We start from the raw sequence: 24,532 nt of genomic DNA on the forward strand, positions 1-24,532 counted from the left end.
TTCAAATTATTCGGTTGTCCTGTCGCTATCCATTAGCCGACCCAACTCCGTGGACGTCATAAATTCAACTTCAGGCCACCTCGAAATTATTTGCCTTGCAAGTCTGTGAAACGCCTCCACACCATTTTTGCGATTTGATTCATTTAATCCGCCGATAAAGTTCACTCTATGTGTACTTATTACAGCGGGTTTTTGCCAGCGAAATGCAATTGATATGTCTCTCAGGCAGGATCCAACCCAATCAGTGCCGGGAATGCTCGGTTCAAAAAAGCAGTTGCGTGTGATGTATGACTGCCCCCATTTGTTTTTCTTTCCTAACCACCTGAAGTTTCGTTTCGTGACTCCACCTCCCAAAGGCTCAATTTGTATTTTGGGCGAGGAAATATATGACAATCCTTTTCTGGCAATAACGTTCTCCAGCGAGTTGTTCAATGGGCCGTTTGGGGGCACAAAATAGCTTGCCTTGAATCCCCATTGTTGCTGAAACAAATCCAGCCCGCTTGATAAAATTTCACTTTGGCTTTCCAGGTCGCTTGCTAACTCAAGGTCAAATGCAGCCTGATACATTACGTTAAACCGATTTTTGTTGGTATATCCCCATACACCCAAGTCAAATGCCTGCCTCGTCTCCCGGTCGTTTTCCTGCAAGGCCCTCATCCATGCGGCAACATTCAGGTGTTCCCTTCCATGAAATTGAGGAATAAATATTCCCTTATCAATTCCCTCTTTCCATAGCTCCAATGCATTACTTAATCCAAAACGGTCGAACGTAGCCGGTAGCGTCTCAAAAAAATAGCGGCTGAAACCAGACTCCCGGATTTTTTCGAAATCAGGATTGGCCGTGAGGCTCACCGGCGTGAATACCAACGGCCTTCCATTGCTATCTTTAACACTTAAAAGAACGTCAAAAAGTGCTGATAAATCCGCTACCGAAGCTAGCGTGTCATTCTGATTGTACCTGGCAGAATCCCCTGATTCCATGTCAAGCCCGCTAGATTTGAGCTTTGCAAGAATGTTGAGGGAAGGCATCCTCACACTTCCCCAATCGTCGGACTCCACTATCACGATCTTCCTGCGTGTACGCCAGCCGGGCAAATTCGATAGATTTCTGAGAAGTTTCCGTATCACCTTAGTTGAACAATGAAATGATAGGTATATGAAGGTCTATAAGCAATGCAAAAACAGGGTTTCCCAAAACGCTCATGACAGTGATTGTTTCCAGCGAAATGCGGAGGCTTACAATCAGAAAAAGAAAAAGCATTGGGTAACTCGCATAACGGAACCAAAACCTGAACTTGTCAGGAGCAGCTGTTTTCAGGTAGAGAAATATAAAGGCAAAGGCAAATATCTGCCCTATACTCAGGAACCTGCCACCTGAAGGCACTAGCGATGCGATGTTACCAAACGACAAAATAATCAGTGAAATGGCGAACAGGTCTTTGAGGTAGGGGTAGGTGACCAGATTCTTAACCCGTTTAAAAAAAATGAACGAGAAAAAAACGACGATTGTCCAAACAATCACTTTTCGATAGTAGATGATATGAAAACTTGCCCCCTGCATTGTTTCATTGACTTTGTCGATGTATACCTCCCCTGTATAACTTTGAACCCTGGGTATTAAAAACTCCGGCGAGTAAGCGAGCATCAGCTCTCTTAACGCCCCAACATTCAATTCGGAAACCGCAAAAGAAAATATATAAGCATAGTAGAGCAGTGGCCAACCCAGTCGAAAAAACCGGAAACAGAAAAATAAAACAACTGGAATGACAAACGAAAAATGAAACAGCACTGATAAAGCTATAAAAATGAAAGCGTTTCGTTTTTGGTAGAGAATATGATTCAGTACCCCGAAGGCAAAAACATGGGCTGCTGTCCACATTCTTACACCATTCATGTGCCAAAATGGAATTATTAAAGCAAAGGATAAAAAGATTATCCATAAAAAGGTAGTCATTTGCCCAGGCACACATCGGAGCACCATCCACAGGTTTCGTGAATAAAAATACCCAAACACCAGCCCAAATACGGCAAAAAGCAAGTCCCCACTGTCTGTAAATCGGGACATCAAAAAGATCACCGTAGGCTCATATAAATCCACTTGCGCACCCTCCTCTGTATAAAAACCGCCGGCAAAACTTTCCCAGCTACCGGCATAATAACTGTTCTTAAGTCGTTGAACATAGCGACTGGAATCCATGCCCTCCGGCTTAGCCATGGTGAAGCCATAAAAAATAACGAACAGCCAAACCGCATTCACCGACCATTTTTTGTGGTTGTATTTGAAAGCGTGCACAAACCCCAGAAATGGGTTCAACAACAGAAACAGCAAGGCGTTATCTTTTTCTCTTCTCATCGATCAGATTTAAAAAAAGCTGCGCTACATTTTCAATTCTGTATTGCTCACGGTCGGTTACGACATAAGAGTTGCTGAAGTCCCGATTAAGAAAAGATAATACATCAGCTAATCGCAGCTCTCCAGTTACCACATTGAGGATGGGCTTACCTAAGATAGCGTAATCAATGAGTTTACTGGGCGTTTGGGAGGTTCCGATGTTGGTGAAATTAACAAGAAAATCCATTCTTGAATACTCAAGCATCAGTTCGGTTCGACCCACGACACTATGTACAAAAATACTTTTTGAGCCAGCAATATAGGGCAACACCCATTGCGGCGTACTTGTGTAGATATGAAATTCAAACTGATACTCCTCTTCTACAGTCAGCAGAAATTCTATCAATTCTTTCGGATCTCTCTTACCCGGAATAAACATACCCCCATAGCCAAAAATAACTTTTTCAGATGGTTTGAAATCAGCCATTTGGTAATCTTCAAAACGGAATCCCTGAGGAATCACTTTTATTTTATAGTGAAACTCCGGGTAGTAACCGCCTATAGATCCTTTAGTAGGCACGCTCAGGTAATCTGCCTTCCGGCAAAACCACTTCTCCACCCATCCAAAGTAAAAAGGCGCTTTGAAAGTATCATTCTCCTGTCCCATATAGGGATCGCCGCAATCTGCTACCCAGGTGGTTGCTACCGGATGCTTGCTACTTCTGAACCAGGCCACCCCCCAGTGGATCGGATAAGGCACGGCCACAGAAATGAGCAGGTCAAATCCTGACTCCTTTGCCAGTGCCCTATTAACAAGAAAAAGGAGTTGAATATTTGGATACTCGAATAGTAATGTTGTGAGGCGAACGATTACCCTGGAAAAAAGCCTCTTCAATCCTGTTCCTGACACAGCTGGTTTGGGCCACGACATTGGCCCCATGTCCTGAAAGCTAAAACCATTCCCGGCCGAAAATTTCCGCACGTCACCCCTTTCATGTGAAATTACTTTTACCTGGTGACCTTGTCTTGCAAACTCTTTGGCGAGCTCAGTTGCCCTGAAAGACCGGGGGGAAATCTCGGGGTAAAAACCATTGGAAACAATCAGTATTTTCTTCCTATGCATGTAACCTGATCAGCTGCTCTACTATTCTCACGGCTGCCTTCCCATCCCACAACTCAGGAATGCCCCCTTTCTTCCAGTTACCAGCAAACAACCGACCGAGTGCCTCCACAATGGCCTCGGGCTGAGTTCCGACCAGCTCGTTAGTGCCTATGGCCACGGTTTCGGGTCGTTCGGTGCTGTTCCTCAAGGTGAGGCAGGGCACACCCATAACGGTTGTTTCCTCGGTAATGCCTCCCGAATCGGTGACGACCGCCTTGCTATGCTGCACCAGATAGTTGAACTCCAGATAGCCCAGCGGGTCGATGATGTGCAGGTTTTCTGGCAAAACACCGAGTGCGTGGAAAATAGATTTTGTGCGTGGATGGATAGGGAAAATGATCGGTAATCCATGGGTGTTGGCAATAATGGTATCAATCAGCTGCATTAGCTTTTGCCCTTCATCCACATTGGATGGCCTGTGAAGCGTTAGTACCAGGTATTGCTGTTTTTGCAGCCCGGCCTCCCCCCATACAGGCGGTTGCCTGAATCTTTGTTTGTTGGCCAGCAGCGTGTCGATCATCACATTGCCTACAAAGAAAATATTGTTTTCGGCGACCCCCGCCTTCAACAGGTTACCATTGGCCGTTGTGCTTGTGGTAAAAAAATAATCTGTAATGCTGTCCGTCACCATGCGGTTAATTTCTTCGGGCATGGTAAGGTCGAAAGACCTGATGCCTGCCTCCACATGGGCAACCTTTATTCCCTGCTTTTTTGCAACGATAGAACAAGCCAGGGTAGAAGTTACGTCGCCTACCACTACTACAAGATCTGCCGGATGCAGGATCAAATCTCTTTCAAAAGCGATCATAATCGCAGCCGTCTGTTCTGACTGAGATCCACCGCCGCACCCTAAATTAACACTTGGCTCAGGGATGTTCAACTCCTGAAAAAAGGTGTCACTCATTTTGGCATCATAGTGCTGTCCGGTATGAATCAGTCTAAAACGAATCTTATCCCTTTCTTCCCGATCATTGTTCTGCTGTATTGCGTGTATAATAGGGGCAATCTTTATGAAGTTGGGTCTTGCCCCGGCGATAATTGTAAAGTTCATTTGCATTCTTTAGGAATGTAGATAGTCGTTAACTCCCTTGCGAAGACGTGAGACTACTTTGTCTGACGAAATCTCGGCAATTAATATCTCACGGTTATATTCAATGTCGGGTAGAGTTAGTGGCTTGAATGTTTCACTGTTTCCTGCATTTAAATCGCTCTCAACTGAAAAAACAAGACACCCGATTCTTCGTAAAAAAGAGTAAAGTATACTCTCCTCGCTTAAGTAAACCTTGCATCCGAAATATATCGTCGACAGAATGTTTCCTATACCTTGCTGTCGATAGTGATTCATGATAACAATGCTGCAAGATGATAGTATCTCGTTGTAGCTCTCGATCGTCAAAAACTCTGTCAGGGGATGAAAATTATTTGGAAACTGCCGGTATCCAATTTTACTGATAGCCTTTATATATTGAGGATCTCCGTAACTTAAGGGAGTAATCAGTTTTCTTCCTCTCAAATCGAAGCTCTGTAGCTTTTCGAATACCTCTAAGTGGTTGTTGGTATACGATGCCGAATTGCCGATCAATATATTCTCTCCACTAGGTGGCACAACACTAGCCTCCGTGGCCTTACCGATAAAATACTCTATTGGGTAAAAAGTAAAAGGTAAATAGTAGGCGTCATCCGCCAATTTCTGCCGGCTTTCCAGGTATTCGAACTCTTCCTTCAATAAAGATGCACAGCATTTTATCCTTCCAATTGACCTGGCAATATCTTCCAGCTGCTCCTCCATTGATATCTGGGAAATGGCCAGGCTTCTGTACTTTACTCTTCTATAAATGTCCCTCAAGAACTCTGTCAAGCCAACCTTTCCAGCAGAGTGCCTCCGCAGCTTTGTGGTTAATTCTCCTAACAACCTTCCAGCATATATGTGTTGATTTTGATACATTTCGGCTCCCAAAATGAGCCACACAAATTTTTCCGGTTTATCAAACTTCTCAATCAAAAGTGCTATACTATGAGTAATTCCATGGAGAACCACCAGAGTGTGTTGTTCACAAACTTTCAATAATAGCTCGACTTCAGCCCCGTCAATAACAACCTTTGTGAGGTTTGAAGCCTTCCTGATATATCTTATGTTTTGTGCCCCGGGGGGGACAAGCACATAAAATTTATTTTGCCCGGGAAAGGCCAAATCGAAAGAGTGAAAGGCTCCATCTATGAACTTTTCATCCTGGCAAACGTGGGCAATTGAAATATCCTCAATACCCATTGAATTCAGCGATAGATTTCACGATAAACTCCACTTCTTTGGTTTTCAGTTCATTAAAAAAGGGAAGTCTAAGCAATGTATCAGCGTATTCATCACTCTTTTCAAGTTTCGCTCCGTTGTATTTCCCTTTAAAAAACGGACTCTGATGCAGGCTTAGGTAGTGGAAAACTGATAAGATACCTTTTTCTTTAAGAAACTGAATAAGGCCTTGCCTATGTTCAAAATCGGGGCATAAAATATAAAACATGTGCGCATTGTTGCTGGCATAAGTGGGGATGATGGGTGTTGAATAAACATCATTTAATCCGGAAGAGCTAAAAAGCTCCAGATAGAGCTGCCAAAGTGAGTGCCGTTTGTTTTGGATGTCCCTGAGGTGCTCCAGCTGAGCATATAAGAATGCCGCTGTTACTTCGGAAGGAAGAAATGAAGAACCGATATCGACCCATCCATATTTATTCACTTCTCCCCTGAAAAATGCCGATCTATTGGTGCCTTTTTCCCAAATAATTTCCGATCTGGCAGCAAACCTCTCATCGTTTACCACTAGCATACCCCCCTCGCCGGCTATGATGTTCTTGGTCTCATGAAAAGAAAAGGCCGACATATGCCCTATGGAGCCGAGGGGTTGTTTTTTCCCATGCTTGTTCGTATAAAAAGAATCGATTGCCTGTGCGGCATCCTCAATCACAATCAGGTTGTGTTTCGTTGCCAAATCCATTACAGTATCCATGTCACATGAAACCCCTGCGTAATGAACCGGCACAATAACCTTTGTTTTAGGCGTGATGAGCTTCTCGATGTCAGCTTCATTTAATCCCGGGTGATCCGTTCTGGAGTCAGCGAAAACAATGCTTGCTCCCCTTAATGCAAACGCATTGGCAGTTGACACAAAAGTGTAGGATGGGATGATAACCTCATCACCTGGCTGGATGTCGGCAAGTATGGCAGCCATTTCAAGTGCATCCGTGCAGCTGGTCGTTAGCAGGCATTTTTTAAAATCATATTGGCTCCGGAAAAAGTCGTGGCACTTTTTTGTGAAATCTCCGTTTCCGGAAATTTTCCCAGAGTACACCGCCTGATAAATGTAGTGAACTTCCTTACCTGTCAGGTAAGGCTTATTAAAAGGGATAGTTATCGTCATTTAAACCTATATCTGAAGTTTTTCGGAAAGCTCAACGGCTGCCCGTCGGCGCCAGCAATTTTATTAATTTTCAGAAGTCCCTCTCCACAAATAACCGTCGGCAACTCGCCGTCCTTAAATAGCACTTTACCAACGCCTCTGTTTTCAACAAAGTAGGGCTGAGCAACTTCAGCATCGACTATGATTATTTCCTGATCTCCCAAAGTGGCCCTCGCTCCTTTATAGGGATATCCTACTGCGTCAATGAATCGTTTTATCTTATTCGAGGACTCTTGCCAGCAAATTCTGTAATCCTCCTCATCCCGCCAAACTGAGTACGTAGCCTCTTTTTCGTTCTGTTTCAAATGATGCAGCCCCTGTGCGGCTTTTACAGCATTTAACAGGTCCGAAAAAAGAGAAGCATATCCTTCTGACACTAGTTCAATAGCCTCCTGAATCTTGATAGGGTAGTCAATTTTGCTGCGATATTGACTTATTATTTCTCCCCTGTCATATTCGTCTGAACCCAAAAGACATGTTACTCCTATCTCTTTTTCGCCGTTGATCAGTGCAGAAACCAGTGGGTTAAATCCACGGTACTTAGGCAATAGCGAGTCATGGAAAACGATCAGCTCCTGATTATAAGATACTTTCACCATCCACCTCCAGCCGATAGCGACAACGTACCTGGAACTCTCCAGCAGCTGCTGGCTGCTCGTCCGTGTCGAAAACCTCAATCCATTGGATTCACAATAGACTTGAATCTCTCTTGAATAATCGTTGACAACTCCTTTGTCGCTACCGATCACCACACCGTTGATAATGTCGAGGTTGTTCGGATCGATTGACTTCAGGCACATCAGCCCCTTCAGACCAATAGCCAGAATGGTAACTTTCTCATGGAACGTCGCTTGTGGATGCATTTTGTCACGCCAGTCGTTGGTAGCCAAGTTCATGCCCAACCTTTTCACATTTACTTGCTATTTTCTCAAAATTCTTTTGTCCAAAAAATTCCACCAGGCTGTCGGGGCTTGATCCCTTCGGCTGAAACTGTTTGTCGACGATATCGCTGATATCGTTCATCCGACCAAAGCCAAGTTGGTGCGAAATGTGGCCAATGACTCCTTCTTTATCCGCATTGAAGTCTTCATACCGGATCAATAGACATCCCGGATGGGAAGTCCAGCCAGGTTGGTCATTTGCTGCAAGCCAGTTGGCTATTAACGTGTCAATGTAATTTGCCTGGCCCTCACTTTTAAAAATATACCGCCAGTTCGGGTGAATCCTGCTTGGGTCAATGTGATCTTCGTCTCCCGGCAAGCTTAGTCTGTTCAGAATGCTCCGTATATTGTCAAAAGGATTTCTGACAATAAATATAAACTTGTCGAGGCTGAAGAACTCACTAACCTTGTCGATAAAAAAAGTGGCGGAAGGTTCTTTGATAATCTCTTTTGAAAAGGGATAACTAAATCGGTTCACTAATTGCTTTATCGTCAATTCGTCCTCCAGAAGTTGAGTCCTATAGGGTTCCCAAAGGTATTTCGTGTCGATGGTAGCCGATTTTCCTGTATATGCTGCCAACAGCCCGGTTATCGCCGAAGTGCCACTTTTTTGCAGACCAAAGACGAAGGTTGCATTTTTATTTGGCTTCTTAATTTTATTTAAAAGGCTCAGTTTAATTCCCAGGCTATACATTCTTCTTGGTAATCTTAAAATAAAAATAAGGGAAAAGAACAGAGGAGCGGTTAAACGCCCTGGCATATTCCAGATAGACAGACCTGACTCCAGCGCAGTCGATTTTCTCTACGCCAAGTTTTCTAAGAGACAATATAATTTTAAAATAGCCCAACCACCTGTGATTGGAAATGGTGATAGTTAAAGGCAGTAATATGAACTTGGCTTTCAGGTGATTGAGAAGTTGCCTGCTTTGCTCTGAGTGGTTAAGTTTCGTCAGGAACAAGTCGACATCCTGAATGGCTACAAGGAAGCCATCCAATCCTTTTTTAGTCTTAATCAATGACGAGTGCGTAGCTGACCCCGGTCGGGTAGTCCTTTGATAAAAAACTTCGTTGTCAAACCCTACCCTGTTTGCTACAGAAAATACCTTGCCTACAAACAGACCGTCTTCCAGATACGGCACGTCCCTGGGATAATCAACCTCAGTTTCTTTCAAAAAGGAGCGACAGAATAATATTCCCCACGACCTGTCGGGATCTTTTACCCTTGGCCCTCTGGCAGCAAAATACGCATCAACCCCGCTCCAAACTTCCTTTGCCTGCACCTGGTATTGCGTTTTCCATTCTGAAGCCCCGTCCCTGTCGAAAATTTCAAAGCCCGCAAAAAGCACATCCACCTGCAAAGTGTGCGCCTTGTTATACAGGTGTGCTAACGTATTGGGCAGGACATAATCGTCAGGGTCTATCGGCAAAATATACTCACCGGTTGCTCGTTCTATCGCATTGTTCCTTGCCATGGAAACCCCCTGGTTCTCCTGGTCAATTAAAATAATGTTCGAAAATTCGGTTTGGAGTTTTTCAATGAGCTGCTTTGAGTTGTCGGGAGAACCATCGTTCACCACGATAATCTCATACTCATCTTTGGCCAAATCCTGGTCTTCCAAACTTCGGACACACCTTTCCAGGTATTCCTCCACGTTGTAAACAGGCACAATGATACTCAGCTTCATTGATAAAATATATTCCCTTTATTAGCTGGAAGTCGCTTTTTGACCGCATAGACATACTGCCAGGGGTTCAGATAAACTGACAGCAAACGATAAAGCGTGCGGGCAGTGGCGGTGTTCTTATTGGCGCCGATCGCCAAAAAGAATTTCTTCACCCCCTGCTCCCACTTTTCTTTGCCAACAATATCAGCTGGTAAATGCGGGTGTGCCATCTGCCGCCGTATGGCAAATGCCTTCACCGACAGGGGCTTGAACAAACCGGCATCGCCAATATTATTGAGGGCCTTTGCATGCATGCGATAACCAACCGTAGGTGTGTGGAAGTAATACAATCGCTCGCCAGCCCCGGTCAATTTAAGCCACATGGGGTAGTCTTCCACCAGCCGGTTGCTTTCATCATAGTTTCCTACTTGATCCAGGGCCTTCCGGTTGAAAAAATAGGAGGGTGTGTAATGCATACGATCCGATACCAGCAGCCGCTTCCATTGGTCATTGGCGGAAAATTCCGGATCCATCAGGTTGTCGGGAAACTGTGCCGGTATCACTCTCAGGAAGTTTTCCTTTTCAAAGTTGTTAACGTACACATTTACCTGGGAGAAAATGACTTGAGCCTCTGGATGCTTCGCAGCAAACCGCATATTGTCTTCGATGCAATTGGGCATTAAAATGTCATCACCGGCAATGAATTTGATCCAATCAGCCTGAGCTGCCCTAATGCATCGGTTACAATTGGCAGATACACCGGTGTTGTGTGGAACTGTTATTATTCTGGTATCAACAAACCGTCGGCTATTATCGGGGCTTGCAAGCCACTTTTTTGCCAGCTCCACGCTATTATCAGAAGAAGCATCGTCAGAAATAATCAGCTCCAATTGTTGATAAGATTGCTCTTTCACACTTTCAAGTGTGTCGACAATTGTTTTTGCCGAATTAAAAGCAGTAACCGCTACCGTAACTAGCTCAGGTTTCGTCACCTCTAACGTTTTCTAAACCTGGTTGCCAGGTTTTGTATCGCACCCCTAATATCCATCAACTGGTTGAGCTTTTGCAAAGAGAACCACCCTACTAAAATCAGAAAGAATCCCCCACTCAGGTAAGCCAAGGGGTAGTTCAGGTATTTGGCTGAAAGCGCCGATGCCAGCACAAGCACAAAGAGAATCAGTACTATCTTCCATTGGCTACTATTGAAAGAAAATCCATAAATCCATTTCATAACCACCAGCAGCGTGCAGAAACTCAACAAGTAGGAACAGCCCAGTGCTACCCCTAATCCTTCCAGGCCATACTGCTGATAAAAAAAAATATTTAGTGCCAGCTGAATGAGAGCGGCAGACGCTTCTGTCACAAGAAATACCCTATTGTTGCCTGAAGCAATAAATATATAGCCCAACACCCACACCGGGGCTTTGAGGAACACGCCTACTACTGCCCACAATAAATAAGGTATGACCGACAAAAACTGCTCACTGAGGAGGAGTTTTATAAAAATAGGAGCTGTCAATATCAAAACAACAAGTAGGGGAGCCAGGATCAGGAGCATGAGCTCCAGTTGCTGGTGAACCACCTGTTTCCATTCCTCTGTCTTTAAATTGATTTTTTCTGCCAAGCGGGGGAAATAGTCGGTGGCCAGGGCCGTAAACACCAGGCCAACATAGGTATTGGTGATGGTGAGGCCGGCATTGTACAAACCCACGTCGGCTTCAGACCCCTGCCGATTGATAAACGTGAGAAGTACGAAGGAGATTCCTGAAGTCATGAGCATGCTGGCGGACAGACTGACACCCAATTTTGCCATATCGAGGCCCTGAAAGAAAGTCCGCTTGTAGTTCAGCTCGGCTGATTCGATCTTAACTTCCCGATTTTTGAAAAACAGCGCTATCCCGAAATTGGCCATGGCTGTGGCTAAGATGGCAGGAACAATCCCCTGTATTCCAAAAAAGTAAAAAAGAGGTACCGCCACCAGCAATCCAGCCAGGCTACCCAATACATTGGCGCTGGCGAGGGCTTTCAGGCGTCTAAGGCCTCGCAAAAGGGTGTAGATGCCACCACTAACCGCACCAAAAACAAAAGTCACTGAAAGAAGCCTGAAAGCCCAGGCGTAACTGTCATTTTGAAAGACATATTGGCTCAGGAATGGAGCGCCAAAAAAAGTAAGGCCCCCGCCAAGTAGCGCAGTGAACCAAATCCATCTTCTAAAGACTGTATAGGTCACAGCTATTTTTCCTGGGTCGTTGCTGGAAGCGGCAATATCCCGAACGGCAGACTGTGGCAAACCCAGGTTGGTGATGTTCTGCAGCATTTGAATGGTGGTCATAAAGAGCCCATTGATGCCCATTCCGGCCGGGCCAAGCAGCACGGCTACAAATTTTCCTCTAATGATGGTGATGATGATGTTAAATACCTGGACGCCTCCAAACAGCGAGGTTGATTTGAAAATCGATCTGTAGGAGGATTTATCTGACATTAGTCTTTCTGGTGGCCAAAGTAACAACAGGCGAAACAGCCCTCTGGAGCAACAAGGTTATACCCCAAATTCATTGACAGCTTGTATGACAAAGTCTGCTTCCTCCCCGGCCAATACCTGACTGATCGGCAAGCTCAATAGCTCCTCCGCTATTTGTTCACTGATTGGATAATTCAAGTGGCCATATTCTGAGTAAGCCAATTGCCTGTGAGGAGGTGTTGGGTAATGAATGAGTGTTTGGATTTCCCTGGCTGCGAGGTGCTTTTGCAAGGCTTCCCGTTGCTTGGTTTTGATCACAAAAAGGTGCCATACGTGTCCTTTTCTATCAGCGCTTCCCCCCTGCGCCTGCGGGTACGAGGGCAGTTCAATCAAAGGGTTGGTGATGTCAGCCAGGTAGCGATCGGCCACTTCCCGCCGTCTTTCATTCCCGGCGTCGAGTGATTTTAGTTTCACTGATAAAAAGGCTGCTTGTACTTCGTCGAGGCGGCTGTTGATGCCCCTGTACAAGTGTTCGTATTTTCTTCCGCTGCCATAGTTGGCAATCGCTTTTACCTTTTGTGCCAGGTCGGCGTCGGCTGTAGCTACCGCTCCACCATCTCCTAACGCCCCCAGGTTCTTCCCCGGGTAAAAGCTGAATGCAGCCGCATGCCCGAGTGAACCTGTCTTTCTGCCTTTCCACTCCGCCCCCACAGCCTGCGCATTGTCTTCGATAATTTTTAGTTGGTACTTCTCCGCCAGGCGTTCCAACTCGTCTGACCAGCATATTCGTCCATAGAGGTGCACCACCAAAATAGCTTTGGTTTTGGGTGTGATTCGCCGCTCAATTAAGCCAATGTCCATATTGAAACTGGCCGGATCCGGCTCCACAAATATGGGAACCAGCTTATTGTCTGTCACCGCCAGTGTGGAAGCAATAAAGGTATGAGCAGGCACGATGACCTCGTCGCCATCCTTTAAAACCCCCTGCTCTTTATAAGATTGAAAGATGAGTTTGAGGGCATCCAGCCCGTTGGCCACGCCCACTATGTACTTCGCACCGGTGTAGATCGCAAATTCCTGCTCAAATTTTGTCAGGAAATCTCCGTTTAGAAACCAGCCAGAGTCAATCACTTCCGTGACCGCCTGAATCAATTCAGTTCTATGCTGCTGATTGATTTTTAGTAAATCGAGAAACTTAATTTCACTCATGCAGCTTGCTTATTTCTTCGTCAGTTAGTGTCCTGATTAGTTTCGCCGGGCTTCCTCCTATGATGGAGTAGTCAGGAAAGCTTTTTGTAACAAAGCTATTTACCCCGACAATACAAAACTTGCCCAATTCAACACCGGGCATAACGACCGAAGATGCCCCAATCCAACAATGATTACCAATTATGACCGGGATTCGTTCAATTGGGAATATCCTTTGAAAGGCCTTCGACGCATTTGGCCCGGAGGCCGACATGATGTGCACATTCTGTGCAATGCTAACATTCGCTCCAATCGTCACTTTCTCTAAGTAACCATCGATGGTGGTGTTCATTCCAACGTAACACTCTTTCCCTATCTCTAGAATGAAGTCAGGGCTACCAAATATGCTACATCGTTTAGCTATACGGGTGTTGTCCCCAATATCTACATTATTAAAATTGGAAGAAGGATCAATTTCAACGTCTTTTCCCAGAATAATGTTGGAAAATTTCATTTCAGGTTGATTTTTATGTTGCTTAAAAAATATGTCAAGTCAGGCTTTTTTAACACCTGATGCACCGGAATAAAAAATGTATCCTCGCCGTAAAAGATGCTACATTGAATCCCTTTTTCCCATAATGCTTCCTTGAGTTCGGGCAGGTTAAGCAGACCGTTATTGCTAAAGAGACAAGCTCCTGGCACTATTCCGTCACTGAGAGGAATGCGTTCACTGAATCCCATACTGGTGAGCCCGTTAACGAGAAAATGATAGTTCTCAATTCGTTGGCTCGCAATGTCAGCTATTTTCCGCAAGAAGTGAGAAGCCACCTTTTGTATGTAGTCGTGCTCCGGGTTCGGCAGAAGTTGCTGAGAAAACTTCTCGTCATCCAGGTCGTCCTTCATTGTCAGGAGCCCCCCTATTTGAACGGGGAATATCTTGGGAAAACTGTAAATGGTAAAGTCTCCCAGGTGCCCCGTATTTCCAGCTGCATTGTGAGACAAAAAGGAATAGGCACAATCCTCAATAATTGGCAAGCCATGCTCCTGCAGGGCAGCTACATCCTCCAGGGGGTAGCCAAACTCATGATTCACAAAAAGCACTTTTGTAGCCCGCTCAATTTTTCTTGACCATTTACAAAACCGCTCGATCTCATTAGTCACGCAACTGCTGATATAGAAATTATTGGTGGTGGTGATAATGGTGACCACATCATCCGGCTGCAAATGATAATGAGAAAGCGCCTGGTGAATGGCGGCTCTTCCCGACATGCAATACTTGTAACGACGAGAGGCGAACCGTTCTCCGAAATACGTTTCAGCATAGTCGTCGGATGGCAATTCATGATTGAGTGCCACATCAGCAGTGCTAAATGGGCTTAGCCGGTACGTTGGAAGAAGGTATTTGTCGGGGTTAGCTATGACCATTCTTTCAAACTGACCAAATATAGGAAGGCTTTATACTCACCTCACAACCTATGCTCTCTTTGAAATCACACAAACCGTAGTTGGGCAGAGAGTCTTCAGTCGATGGGCCAATGTCCAATACCTTTTTTCCAGCGTTCCGATAATGCTCAAAAAGCTGGCAGGCAAGAAAATTAACGGGCCGCATATGTGAGTACTCAACCATGTCGCCCCAGTAGATCACCTGCATGATGTCGTCCGTTACAGCGAAAACAATGGCAGCGGCAACGGTTACGTCCTCTTTTGTCACCAGAAAAAAATCGGCTTCAATAATTTTGGTGGTGCTGAGCATCTGCTGCCAGGTCATTCGCAAAGGATAGCCTTTGGCTGCCCTGTTGGCCGCAATCACCTGATAGGCTGCCTCTTTTTCCTCAGCTGTAGCACACACTTTGAGCACCAGATTGTTGGCCAGGGCGTTGTTCAGGTTTTTTCTGGCGTTTTTTCGCAAAAGACTGGCATAGGGCAGCTCCGTTTCCAGGTCGAGAGCGTAATTAAGGTCCATGTTTTTCTGAACAAACCCCTTTCTATAAAGCACATTGGTCACTTTTGATAGCACCGAAGGGTCGTAAAGCAGTGGCGGCGGAGTGATGACCAGCTCCGTGAGGAGGTTGCCCGTTATCCAGCTTTTCAAAGCATCAGTGGCTTCGTCGAGTTGCTCCAGCGACGGGCTTCCGGCCATAGAAAACCCTCCAAAGGGAGCCGAAAAAGGGGATTTCGCTGTCGCTCCTTTGATGCCAAGAATCAACCCCATGCGTACTTTAGAATCCTTAAATACCAAGAATTTTACAGCGTCGACTTTGTCAGCGTTCAGGGTATTAAAGCCCACGGTACTAAACACGTGCGCAGCACTGACCATTGCGTTATATTCTTGTGCTGTTACTTCAACTATTTCCATATAATAGAAACCTTTGGTGCTATAAAGATTTATATGTCAGAAACTGATCGAAATCTCTTATATAGTCCTCTTCTGTATATAGCTCAGAGGCAAGTACCAGACAGATGGCTCCATTTGAAAAATTGGAAAGCTCCCTCCACAAACCAGGTGGCAAATAAAGACCAATATTGGGTTGATTCAACTGGACAGTCCTTTTCATTCTTCCGTCCTGCAACATCACATCGAAGCTACCACTTGCAGCGATGATGAGTTGGTGAAGATCCTTGTGAGCGTGGCCCCCTCTGGAAGAAGCGCTTGGTAAGTCATACAGGTAGTATGTCCTCTTTATTCCGAAGGGAATTTCTTTAAAATTATTGATGGAGGTAATACTCCCCGATGCAGCCTTTATCTTCGGGAGCTCCAGCAAACTACAATCAAAAACAGTTGACTTGTTCACTTTGTCAGTCTTAAAAAAGAGGTGATGTCTCTCACATAATCACTTTCCCGATACTCGTGGCTAGAGATGTGGAAGCTCAACGCATTAGTGCTGAAATTTTCCATATGCCTCCAGGTCATTGGGGGCAAATACAAGCCGTAATAAGACCGATTTAGCTGAATTTTTTCCGTTTGCCCATCAGCGCTTGTAACTACCACATCAAAAGACCCCGACAGGGCAATAATCACCTCATGCTGCTCTTTATAGGCATGTGCTCCCCTGGTCTCTCCCCCAGGCACATCATAGGTCCAAAATACTCTTTTAATATCAAAAGGGATGTAGTGCCCATTTTCCATGAAGGTCAGATTCCCCCGTTCATCGATAATTTTAGGGAACTCTATGATTTTGTGATTTGACGCTTCGGAAACATTCATATCCAAAAGTAGTTCGTTTTCAATGCTAGTATCCTGTGAATCAAATTACAAACTGCTTCACAACTTTTGCAAGCGACGTTTTGCTCTTATACCCTACCGCCCCATTAAGTCCCATTGTGCTGGCCAGGTGTTTTCCACGTCGCCAGGCTGCACGGGCGTCATATTAAGAGTGGCTTTTTCCTACCCTCATTTTTCAGGCAGGCAATGAAGCCCATCAATTTCACGGAGTTTCCACTGCCTATCTTATCGATGGCATATGAGAGGCTGATGTTGACTTTATCAGGCATCCTACTTTTCTTCCTCCGTTGAGGTAAGGAGCCGAACTCCCGCCTTTAAGTCAATCGTTGATTGAAAGCCCAATTCCGTTTTAAGCTTTCCCACATTGGCCCGGCTATGGCGAATGTCGCCCTCTCTCGCTGGTTGATATTGAAGTACCAGTTCTCTGCCAAAAACAGAAGAGAATATTTCGGCTAAATGGGTGAGGTCACACGGCTCACCGGTTCCAACATTAAAGACATTCAACGAAGCAGGAGACAACATAGCCAATTCAATGGCTTTTGCCACCTCTGTCACATACACAAAGTCTCTTGTCTGCTTTCCATCTCCAAAAATGGTTACAGGTTGCTCATTTTGGATCAGGTGTTTGAATTTGGCAATTACACCTGAGTAGGGTGAATCGTTGAGCTGCCTGGGGCCATATACATTAAAAAACCGCAATCCGATGGCCGACAGCCCAAACCACTCGTGATACTTACCGGCATACCATTCGTTCAGCAACTTACTGGCTCCATACGGCGATAAAGGATTTGGTGCGTCGCTCTCACTGATTCTTCTTTCTCCCTGGTCGCCATAGATGGCCGAGCTCGAGGCGTACACTACTTTCTTCACCTTGCTCACCCGGGCAAAATCCAGCATATTGAGGAACCCGCTAACATTAACACGATGGCAGTAGGCCGGGTCTCCAAAAGAAGCGGGCACGCTTACCTGAGCGGCCAGGTGGATTATATAGTCTGGTGTAAAGTTTAGCGTTTGCCATGAAGACGAGTCGGAAATGTCGGCGTTGATGAGAATAACGGCCTCACCATGGTGGGTCAGGTTCTCTAATCGGCCGGTAACCAGGTTATCCATTACCGTGACGTCATAGTGGCCCTGATCTGTCAGCCTGTCTACCACATGGGAGCCAATAAAGCCTGCTCCGCCTGTGACTAGTACCTTTGGTTTAGTTGACATGAGTTTTTGGATGGTTCAGATGTTCGGACGGTTCAGACATTCGGATGTTCGGACTGTCGGATGGTTCAGATGGTTCGGACAATTCAGACGGTTCGGATAGTTCGGACGGTTCGGATAGTTCAGACATTCGGATGGTTCAACCTACGCTGAAGCTTCGGTAGACAGGTCGGACGGTTCGACATTATCTGTTATTATACTGATTATACCAAGCAACAAAATTCTTCATTCCCTCATCCAAAGTTATTTCCGGTTTGTATCCGGTTAGATCTTGCAAAGCACATGTACTCGCCCAGGTTTTTTCTACGTCGCCAAGTTGCATGGGCATCATGTTCAAAATGGCTTTTTTACCCAATTCTTTTTCCAGACAGGCAATGAAGTCCATGAGCTTGACGGGGTTGCCGTTGCCGATATTATAAATGGCATAGGGCAAGGTAGCTACTGGCTTTTTGGGCACCAACTGCACGATGCCTTCTACGATGTCGTCCACATAGGTGAAGTCACGGCTGAGGTTCCCTTCGTTGTACACATCGATAGGCTTGCCGGCCAGAATGTTTTTGGTGAACTTAAACAGGGCCATGTCCGGTCTGCCCCAGGGACCGTACACCGTGAAGAAGCGCAAACCGGTGAGCGGTAAGCCGTGCACCGACGCATAGCTGTGGGCGATGGCTTCGTTGGCTTTTTTGGTGGCGGCGTAGAGCGACACCTGGGTTTCGGTGGTGTCGGTTTCTTCAAAGGGCACTTTGTCGTTCATGCCGTACACCGAGGAGCTGGAGGCATATACTAAATGCTTGACCTTGTTTCGCTGGCTGGCCTCCAGGATATTCAAGAATCCCTTCACATTAGAGTCGATATAGGCATGTGGGTTCTCGATGGAGTAGCGCACACCTGCCTGGGCGGCCAGGTGGATCACGTAGTCGAACTGGTGCTTTTCAAACAGGGCTTCTATGTGTTCACTATCAGTAAGGTCGAGCTGGATAAAGCTGATGCCTTTGGTGCCGGTCATTTCTTTGTTGTACATCACCTGGGAGGTATCAATGCCCTGCTGCTTGAGACGGGCCATTTTGAGTTCCACGCTGTAGTAGGTGTTGAGGTTGTCGAGGCCGGTGATTTGATGTCCGTCGGCTGCCAGTCGAATAGCGGTGTGCATTCCAATAAATCCGGCGGAGCCCGTTACCAATATCTTACTCATAGTTGCAGATGTTCAGACGGTTCGGACAATTCAGACATTCGGATGGTTCGGATGTTCGGATGGTTCAACCTACGCCAAGGCTTCGGTTGACAAGTCGGACTTTCGGATGGTTCGGATAGTCGGACGGTTCGGAGTGTCTGAGTGTCGGACTGTCTGAGTGTCTGAATATCTGACTGTCGATCATTTCGACGATTTATATTTAGCTTGATACCATTCGTATACCAACTCCAATCCTTCCCGGAAGCGGACAGTGGGCTGATAGCCCAATAGCTTAGTAATTTTGTCGATGCTGGCTTTGGAATGTTTTACGTCGCCGGGGCGCTCGGGGCCGTATACCGGCTTGATGTCCTTTCCAGTCATTTCCTGCAGCATAGTGATCATTTCATTGAGGCTGATCTGATCGCCACAGGCTGTGTTCATTACCTCATGTTGCCTTAGTTCTGCTAACAACATGGCCCTGATATTGGCCTGCACAGCGTTCGCTACAAAAGTAAAGTCCCGGGTGGTTTTGCCATCCCCATTAATCGTGGGCTGCTTGTTTTCGATAAACGCCTGGCAAAAGATGGGAATCACCGCAGCATAAGGGTTGTTGGGGTTTTGATTAGGGCCAAATATGTTGAAATAGCGAAGCCCAATGGTGTGAAGGCCATAGGTTTTACTGAACACGTCGCTGTACATTTCGTTGACTGCCTTGGTTACCGCATAGGGCGACAAGGATTTCCCCTCTCTGCCCTCAACTTTGGGGAGGTCGGGGCTGTCGCCATAGGTAGAAGAAGAGGCGGCATACACCATTCTTCTTACGGCCTTGTTCTCTTTTACTGCCACCAGCATGTTCAGGTGGCCAGCTATGTTTACTTCATTCGAAGTAACAGGGTCTTTTATCGAGCGGGGCACTGAGCCCAGGGCTGCCTGGTGGGTGACGTAGTCCATTCCCTCGACTGCTTTTTGGCAGGTAGAAAGGTCACGGATGTCGCCTTCAACGAATTCGAAATTGGGAAGCGACATGAACTCTTCGATGTTCTCGTAGTAGCCATTGCTCAGGTTGTCGAGCACCCGCACATGGCCTGCTCCGTAGCGAAGGAGGTATTCGACGATGTTGGATCCAATGAAGCCAGCCCCTCCGGTGATGAGGAATTTTTTGTCGGCCAGGGAGCCTGTGTGGAAAGGGGTGTTGAATAATTTAGTATTCAAGAGATATGGATTAAAGGACGGTTCGGGCAATTCAGATGTTCGGATGGTTCAGACAGTTCAGATGTTCGGACGGTTCGGATGGTTTAACCTACGCCACTACCTTCGCTGAAGCTTCGGCAGTTGAAAAAAGCTTTGGTCGACGGATCGAAGTATCTGAAATCCGGAGTTCGTCATGCCGTTTTATTGCCGTTTAGTAATTCATGAAATTCCGGTAGTCTGACAACATTGACTCTTGGAAAAGGAATTTGCTTTAGCACATTTAGATGTTTGTCATGACTGACTATGTGATCGGCCTGACCAGCCACAGCACAATCTACAAATTTATTGTCATCAGGATCGTCGTTAATAAGGTTCCATCTATAGAAGGGTGTAACCAATTCAACATTGGGAAATTCTAGTAGAAACTCCAGCCGCTCTTCCGATAAACTACTACCATACTTGTCGATGCATTTTTCATTATACTCAGTTAGTATTTCGGTGCTGAGCAGAAGAATAAACTTTTGATCCATAAATGCTTGAAATACCCACCAATATTTGTGCTTTGGTAAAATTGCTACTAAAAAGACATTTGTATCCAACACAATCCGAGGCCTACTGTCCATCTTCCTCAAGCCAATTGTCGAGATCTTTGCTGGTTATCCCATTTTCTTTGGCAGCTAACTCTACTTTCTGTGTGAACCTATCGGCAAAAAATTTGCCCAAGAAAAGTTTCAACTCTTCCATCTCCTTTGGAGAAGGATTGAATGAATAGACTTTCAAAAGTTCTAGCTGAAGAGTAGTCAATTTATCGTCTGATAGATTCATGGGCTAATGAAAATAGCTATATTATCTGGTAACGTCAAGCACACTTGCCGGGTTTTGACAATGCCTGGCGATGACGTTTTCTGGCGTGAAGTAAAGAGGGCGCTCTTGTGTTGGCGGATGGAGCGACCTCTTTACTCAGATACCGATGGCGTCCTCATGGTGATTCATGCATTCCTTTTATCAGAGTCGGCCATCGATTACTTCCTTCGGTAAAATTCCCTTTACATCGTAGACGACACCATTTTCTGTGACCAAAGACCGGATGTCGAGCTGTGCAAATTCTTTGTGAGCTACAGCCAATATGACTGCATCAAATTTTCCTTCCGGAAGCTTATTCAATATGTCTATGCCATACTCCGCCATTACTTCGGCGCTGTTTGCTTGCGGGTCGAAGATGATTGGCTCTGTGTGAAAAGACTTTAGCTCGTCAATAATATCGATGACCCTTGTGTTGCGTACATCGGGGCAGTTCTCTTTGAACGTAAAGCCTAATATAAGGCAGCGGGCATTCGCCACGGGAACACTTTTTTTCACCATGAGCTTGACCGTTTCAGATGCCACATAGCCTCCCATGCTGTCGTTCAACCGACGGCCGGCGAGGATGATCTCGGGATGATAGCCTACTTCCTGTGCTTTTTGTGCCAGGTAATATGGGTCAACGCCTATACAATGGCCGCCCACCAGCCCCGGCTTGAAGGGTAAAAAATTCCATTTGGTGCCGGCTGCCTGCAATACCTCATGTGTGTCGATCCCCAGCTTGTTAAAAATCTTGGACAGCTCATTCACAAAAGCGATGTTAATGTCTCGCTGAGAGTTTTCGATCACCTTGGCAGCCTCGGCTACTTTCATGGAGGACGCTTTGTAGGTGCCGGCGGTAATTACCTTGCCATACAGCCCATCGATGAACTCAGCCGCCTCCGGTGTGCTACCTGAGGTTACCTTAAGAATTTTAGCCACTGTATGCTCCTTGTCCCCCGGATTTATCCGCTCAGGGCTGTAGCCTGCGAAAAAGTCTTTATTGAATGACAGTCCAGATGCCTTTTCCAGCACCGGCACACACTCGTCTTCGGTGACACCAGGGTATACCGTTGACTCATATACTACCACCGCACCAGGTTTCATCACGCTTCCCACCGTTTCGCTGGCTTTGATGAGCGGCGTAAGCACTGGCCTGTTGTGCCTGTCGGTGGGAGTAGGTACCGTGATAATGAACACATTGCAGCTAGTGAGGTCTTCCTTGGAAGCGCTCACTAAAAGGCCTTTGCCTGCAGAAAGCTCCTTCGACACAACCTTTTGAAGATCAGTATCGCTTACCTCCAGCGTATGGTCGTGGCCCTGATTAAGTTCTTTTACCCGAGCCAGGTTGATATCAAAACCAACGGTAGGAAATTGTTTGGCAAATTCGACGGCTAACGGAAGGCCTACATAGCCCAGGCCGATGAGGCCTATTTTAGGGTTGGAGGGGAAGTTGGTCATGGGATTAACGATGGCGGATATGAGAATACATATTTAAGATTGCGGCTCTGTATTTTAAGGTGTGTGAAACACAGCGCCTTTACGGCTTTCTTTTCATTCGGTGTCTGACGGCTTCCGCCAGCGGGCGGACACGGCTTGCAGGGGTGGCTATTACCGCTCCGACACCTACTCATCGGCAGACCAAAGCAGCAGCAAAGGCTTGCGGTTCAGTTCGGATTTTACATTGTCCATCTCGAACAAGCTGAATATGCTATAATTGATCTTTCTGTGAATAAGTTGCTCCGCTTTGGCCACCAAAAGGGACAAATACTGTGTGTCGATAGCATCACCTACAATCACCATGTCGATATTGGACGTATTTTTCCCTTCTGCCAGCTCATTGATCAGGTAGACACTGTGGAGGTTACCTAGTTTATCCACCACTTTCTCCACAAGGACATCGAGCCCCAGGTAGTTGCGCACCAGCTTATTGATCTCGCCGAAAAGCGGGTGCTGATCGTTGGCACTGTATACCTTCTTATTGCCTTCCAGTTCTGCTCTCAACAAGTTAGCGCCTTCAAGCCTGTTGAGTTCCAAGCGAATAGAGTTGGTGCTCTCCCCAAATTCTGTCTCCAGCGACCGCAAATACGATCTGCTGCCCGGGCTCAGGAAAAACCTGACCAGGAGTTTAATGCGTGTTTTGGAAGTGATGAGGGTATCGAGCAAGGGGGATTATTCGGATGGTTCAGACGGGTCGGACTATTCAGATGGTCGGATCGTTCAACCTACGCTGAAGCTTCGGTCGACAAGTCGGATGATTCAGACTTTCGGATGATCGGACTATTCAGACGAGTCGGGCGGTTCGGATGTTCGGACTTTCGGATGTTCGGATTTTCAACCTACGGCGATGCTTAGGTCGACAGGTCGGATCGCCTGAGTGTCTGAGTGTCTGAACTGTGTGAGTATCGGACAATCTGACTTTCCAGTCTCCGGCACAGCTTCGCCTCCTCAGTCACACATCGTGACATCCGCCAACCATTTTATTTTCATGTTAGGAAGAAAAAAACTTCCTTTATTCCACTCAACGAGCCTGTTGCAAATGCACAGCAGGCACTTCGGCCCGGATCACCTGGCCCAGCGACTCAATATGAAGGATGATCTTGTTGCCTTGTCTGGCAATGCATTCTCCTTCCATGCCTTTAAAAGCACCCCAGTCTATTTTAACAGTTGATCCTTCTTGGAAATCGAAAGAAAGCTCTGACACATTTTTCGAGGCTAACTCTTGCGTGAAAATGCCAATGGCTTCAATTTCGTTTTGCCTTACAATGGCGGGCTTGCCTTGCCAGTACACAAAGTTAATGACGCCAGGCGTTTGAAGGATAGGTACACGTTCTTCTACGGTAGCACTAACAAAAACATAAGATCTGAACAGAGGTTCCTGCACTTTCCTTTTCCGATCGCTCCACTGCCTGATGGTTGTAACCGTTGGGCAATAGCTTCTAAAACCGTGCTTCTTGAGGGTTTCCGCCACCTTCTTCTCAGTCCTCGAGCGGGTATATAATACGTACCAATGGGTGGTTGCTGGCATAATGAGTAGAAATACTACTCAAAGGTAGGAAGCCAGATGGACATGTCATATTTTTTTTAGCACAATTCGAAGGGGGTGGGAGGATTTTTGATTTGGGGGGAGAAGATAGCAGATTCAGACATTCAGACATTCAGACATTCAGACATTCAGACATTCAGACATTCAGACATTCAGAGAGGAGACGGAAGATCGGAGGCGGGGTTTGATCATCCTACCTACGAGCCCTGAAGGGGCGATAAAAGAAGCCTATAAGAAGCCGGTCATAAATCTTTCAGTGTCCTCTGCGAGAGACACCAAAAGGATTGTGGATAGTCTGACTGTCGGATGTTCGGACAGTCGGACGGAAAAACTATTCCCCTTGTAGTCTCCTTCAGGGACTCTGAGGGAGTCAATCAAATCCATTCTCCTAGTGGGACTATTTCGGTGAAAAGAAGCCGATCGCAACTCTTTCAGTGTCCTCTGCGAGAGACACCAAAAGGATTCCTCTGCGAGAGACACCAAAAGGATTGTGGATAGTCTGACTGTCGGATGTTCGGACAGTCGGACGGAAAAACTATTCCCCTTGGAGTCTCCGTCAGGGACTGTGAGGGAGTCAATCAAATCCATTCTCTTAGTGGGACTATGTCGGCGAAAAGAAGACGATCGCAACTCTTTCAGTGTCCTCTGCGAGAGA

General features: G+C 46.1%; 25 protein-coding genes. All 25 read right to left on the minus strand.

Annotation, left to right across the window (positions count from 1 at the left end):
• Positions 1-6: 6 nt before the first annotated feature.
• The 25 genes from RIG68_RS16025 to RIG68_RS16145 all read right to left on the minus strand — a co-directional run bounded on the left by RIG68_RS16025 (position 7) and on the right by RIG68_RS16145 (position 23,859).
• Positions 7-1,095 (minus strand): hypothetical protein, encoded by a 1,089-nt coding sequence (locus RIG68_RS16025; protein ID WP_350124309.1) that lies wholly within the window; start codon positions 1,093-1,095, stop codon positions 7-9.
• Between the two features lie 34 nt (positions 1,096-1,129).
• Positions 1,130-2,353 (minus strand): hypothetical protein, encoded by a 1,224-nt coding sequence (locus RIG68_RS16030; RefSeq protein WP_350124312.1) that lies wholly within the window; start codon positions 2,351-2,353, stop codon positions 1,130-1,132.
• Complete coding sequence (locus RIG68_RS16035; protein ID WP_350124315.1) at positions 2,334-3,455, minus strand: glycosyltransferase; 1,122 nt, start codon at positions 3,453-3,455, stop codon at positions 2,334-2,336. The genes RIG68_RS16030 and RIG68_RS16035 overlap by 20 nt, the downstream gene beginning before the upstream one ends.
• Complete coding sequence (gene wecB / locus RIG68_RS16040) at positions 3,448-4,545, minus strand: non-hydrolyzing UDP-N-acetylglucosamine 2-epimerase (protein ID WP_350124318.1); 1,098 nt, start codon at positions 4,543-4,545, stop codon at positions 3,448-3,450. The genes RIG68_RS16035 and wecB overlap by 8 nt, the downstream gene beginning before the upstream one ends.
• Before the next feature lie 9 nt (positions 4,546-4,554).
• Positions 4,555-5,763: a TDP-N-acetylfucosamine:lipid II N-acetylfucosaminyltransferase family protein gene (locus RIG68_RS16045; RefSeq protein ID WP_350124321.1), complete on the minus strand. Its 1,209-nt coding sequence runs from the start codon at positions 5,761-5,763 to the stop codon at positions 4,555-4,557.
• Positions 5,753-6,904: a dTDP-4-amino-4,6-dideoxygalactose transaminase gene (gene rffA / locus RIG68_RS16050; RefSeq protein ID WP_350124324.1), complete on the minus strand. Its 1,152-nt coding sequence runs from the start codon at positions 6,902-6,904 to the stop codon at positions 5,753-5,755. The genes RIG68_RS16045 and rffA overlap by 11 nt, the downstream gene beginning before the upstream one ends.
• On the minus strand, positions 6,901-7,839 hold the full coding sequence (locus tag RIG68_RS16055; RefSeq protein WP_350124327.1) for a formyltransferase family protein: 939 nt from the start codon (positions 7,837-7,839) through the stop codon (positions 6,901-6,903). The genes rffA and RIG68_RS16055 overlap by 4 nt, the downstream gene beginning before the upstream one ends.
• Entirely contained in the window at positions 7,811-8,578 is a 768-nt protein-coding gene (locus tag RIG68_RS16060) for a sulfotransferase family protein (protein WP_350124330.1), read from the minus strand. The genes RIG68_RS16055 and RIG68_RS16060 overlap by 29 nt, the downstream gene beginning before the upstream one ends.
• Positions 8,571-9,569 (minus strand): glycosyltransferase family 2 protein, encoded by a 999-nt coding sequence (locus RIG68_RS16065; RefSeq protein WP_350124333.1) that lies wholly within the window; start codon positions 9,567-9,569, stop codon positions 8,571-8,573. The genes RIG68_RS16060 and RIG68_RS16065 overlap by 8 nt, the downstream gene beginning before the upstream one ends.
• Positions 9,566-10,540, minus strand: coding sequence for a glycosyltransferase (locus tag RIG68_RS16070; RefSeq protein WP_350124336.1), 975 nt, complete (start codon positions 10,538-10,540; stop codon positions 9,566-9,568). Before RIG68_RS16070 ends, RIG68_RS16065 begins: the two co-directional genes overlap by 4 nt.
• A gap of 2 nt (positions 10,541-10,542) precedes the next feature.
• Positions 10,543-12,030 (minus strand): O-antigen translocase, encoded by a 1,488-nt coding sequence (locus tag RIG68_RS16075; protein WP_350124338.1) that lies wholly within the window; start codon positions 12,028-12,030, stop codon positions 10,543-10,545.
• 57 nt (positions 12,031-12,087) lie between these two features.
• On the minus strand, positions 12,088-13,218 hold the full coding sequence (locus RIG68_RS16080; RefSeq protein WP_350124341.1) for a DegT/DnrJ/EryC1/StrS family aminotransferase: 1,131 nt from the start codon (positions 13,216-13,218) through the stop codon (positions 12,088-12,090).
• Positions 13,211-13,711 carry an acyltransferase gene (locus RIG68_RS16085; RefSeq protein ID WP_350124344.1) on the minus strand — a complete coding sequence of 167 codons (501 nt, stop codon included), beginning with the start codon at positions 13,709-13,711 and terminating at the stop codon, positions 13,211-13,213. The genes RIG68_RS16080 and RIG68_RS16085 overlap by 8 nt, the downstream gene beginning before the upstream one ends.
• Positions 13,708-14,622 carry a DegT/DnrJ/EryC1/StrS family aminotransferase gene (locus RIG68_RS16090; protein WP_350124347.1) on the minus strand — a complete coding sequence of 305 codons (915 nt, stop codon included), beginning with the start codon at positions 14,620-14,622 and terminating at the stop codon, positions 13,708-13,710. The genes RIG68_RS16085 and RIG68_RS16090 overlap by 4 nt, the downstream gene beginning before the upstream one ends.
• Positions 14,623-14,626: 4 nt before the next feature.
• The gene (locus tag RIG68_RS16095) at positions 14,627-15,553 is read right to left on the minus strand and encodes a GNAT family N-acetyltransferase (RefSeq protein WP_350124350.1); all 927 of its coding nucleotides are present in this window, start codon (positions 15,551-15,553) and stop codon (positions 14,627-14,629) included.
• Positions 15,554-15,572: 19 nt separating this feature from the next.
• On the minus strand, positions 15,573-15,989 hold the full coding sequence (locus RIG68_RS16100; RefSeq protein ID WP_350072280.1) for a sugar 3,4-ketoisomerase: 417 nt from the start codon (positions 15,987-15,989) through the stop codon (positions 15,573-15,575).
• Positions 15,986-16,402: a sugar 3,4-ketoisomerase gene (locus RIG68_RS16105; RefSeq protein ID WP_350124353.1), complete on the minus strand. Its 417-nt coding sequence runs from the start codon at positions 16,400-16,402 to the stop codon at positions 15,986-15,988. The genes RIG68_RS16100 and RIG68_RS16105 overlap by 4 nt, the downstream gene beginning before the upstream one ends.
• Before the next feature lie 288 nt (positions 16,403-16,690).
• Positions 16,691-17,632 (minus strand): NAD-dependent epimerase/dehydratase family protein, encoded by a 942-nt coding sequence (locus RIG68_RS16110; RefSeq protein ID WP_350124356.1) that lies wholly within the window; start codon positions 17,630-17,632, stop codon positions 16,691-16,693.
• A 181-nt stretch (positions 17,633-17,813) separates the two neighbouring features.
• Positions 17,814-18,821, minus strand: coding sequence for an NAD-dependent epimerase/dehydratase family protein (locus tag RIG68_RS16115; protein ID WP_350124359.1), 1,008 nt, complete (start codon positions 18,819-18,821; stop codon positions 17,814-17,816).
• Between the two features lie 180 nt (positions 18,822-19,001).
• Positions 19,002-20,012 carry an SDR family oxidoreductase gene (locus tag RIG68_RS16120; RefSeq protein ID WP_350124362.1) on the minus strand — a complete coding sequence of 337 codons (1,011 nt, stop codon included), beginning with the start codon at positions 20,010-20,012 and terminating at the stop codon, positions 19,002-19,004.
• Between the two features lie 170 nt (positions 20,013-20,182).
• Positions 20,183-20,614, minus strand: coding sequence for a putative toxin-antitoxin system toxin component, PIN family (locus tag RIG68_RS16125; RefSeq protein WP_350124365.1), 432 nt, complete (start codon positions 20,612-20,614; stop codon positions 20,183-20,185).
• Complete coding sequence (locus RIG68_RS16130) at positions 20,604-20,816, minus strand: DUF8507 family protein (protein WP_350124368.1); 213 nt, start codon at positions 20,814-20,816, stop codon at positions 20,604-20,606. The genes RIG68_RS16125 and RIG68_RS16130 overlap by 11 nt, the downstream gene beginning before the upstream one ends.
• Positions 20,817-20,996: 180 nt before the next feature.
• Positions 20,997-22,292, minus strand: a complete 1,296-nt coding sequence (locus RIG68_RS16135) for a nucleotide sugar dehydrogenase (protein WP_350124371.1) — start codon at positions 22,290-22,292, stop codon at positions 20,997-20,999.
• A gap of 165 nt (positions 22,293-22,457) precedes the next feature.
• Positions 22,458-22,997: an ArsR family transcriptional regulator gene (locus RIG68_RS16140; RefSeq protein WP_350124374.1), complete on the minus strand. Its 540-nt coding sequence runs from the start codon at positions 22,995-22,997 to the stop codon at positions 22,458-22,460.
• Positions 22,998-23,352: 355 nt separating this feature from the next.
• On the minus strand, positions 23,353-23,859 hold the full coding sequence (locus tag RIG68_RS16145; protein ID WP_350124377.1) for a UpxY family transcription antiterminator: 507 nt from the start codon (positions 23,857-23,859) through the stop codon (positions 23,353-23,355).
• Between the last annotated feature and the right edge of the window lie 673 nt (positions 23,860-24,532).

This window comes from Imperialibacter sp. (assembly GCF_040222385.1).
Taxonomy (GTDB): domain Bacteria; phylum Bacteroidota; class Bacteroidia; order Cytophagales; family Cyclobacteriaceae; genus Imperialibacter.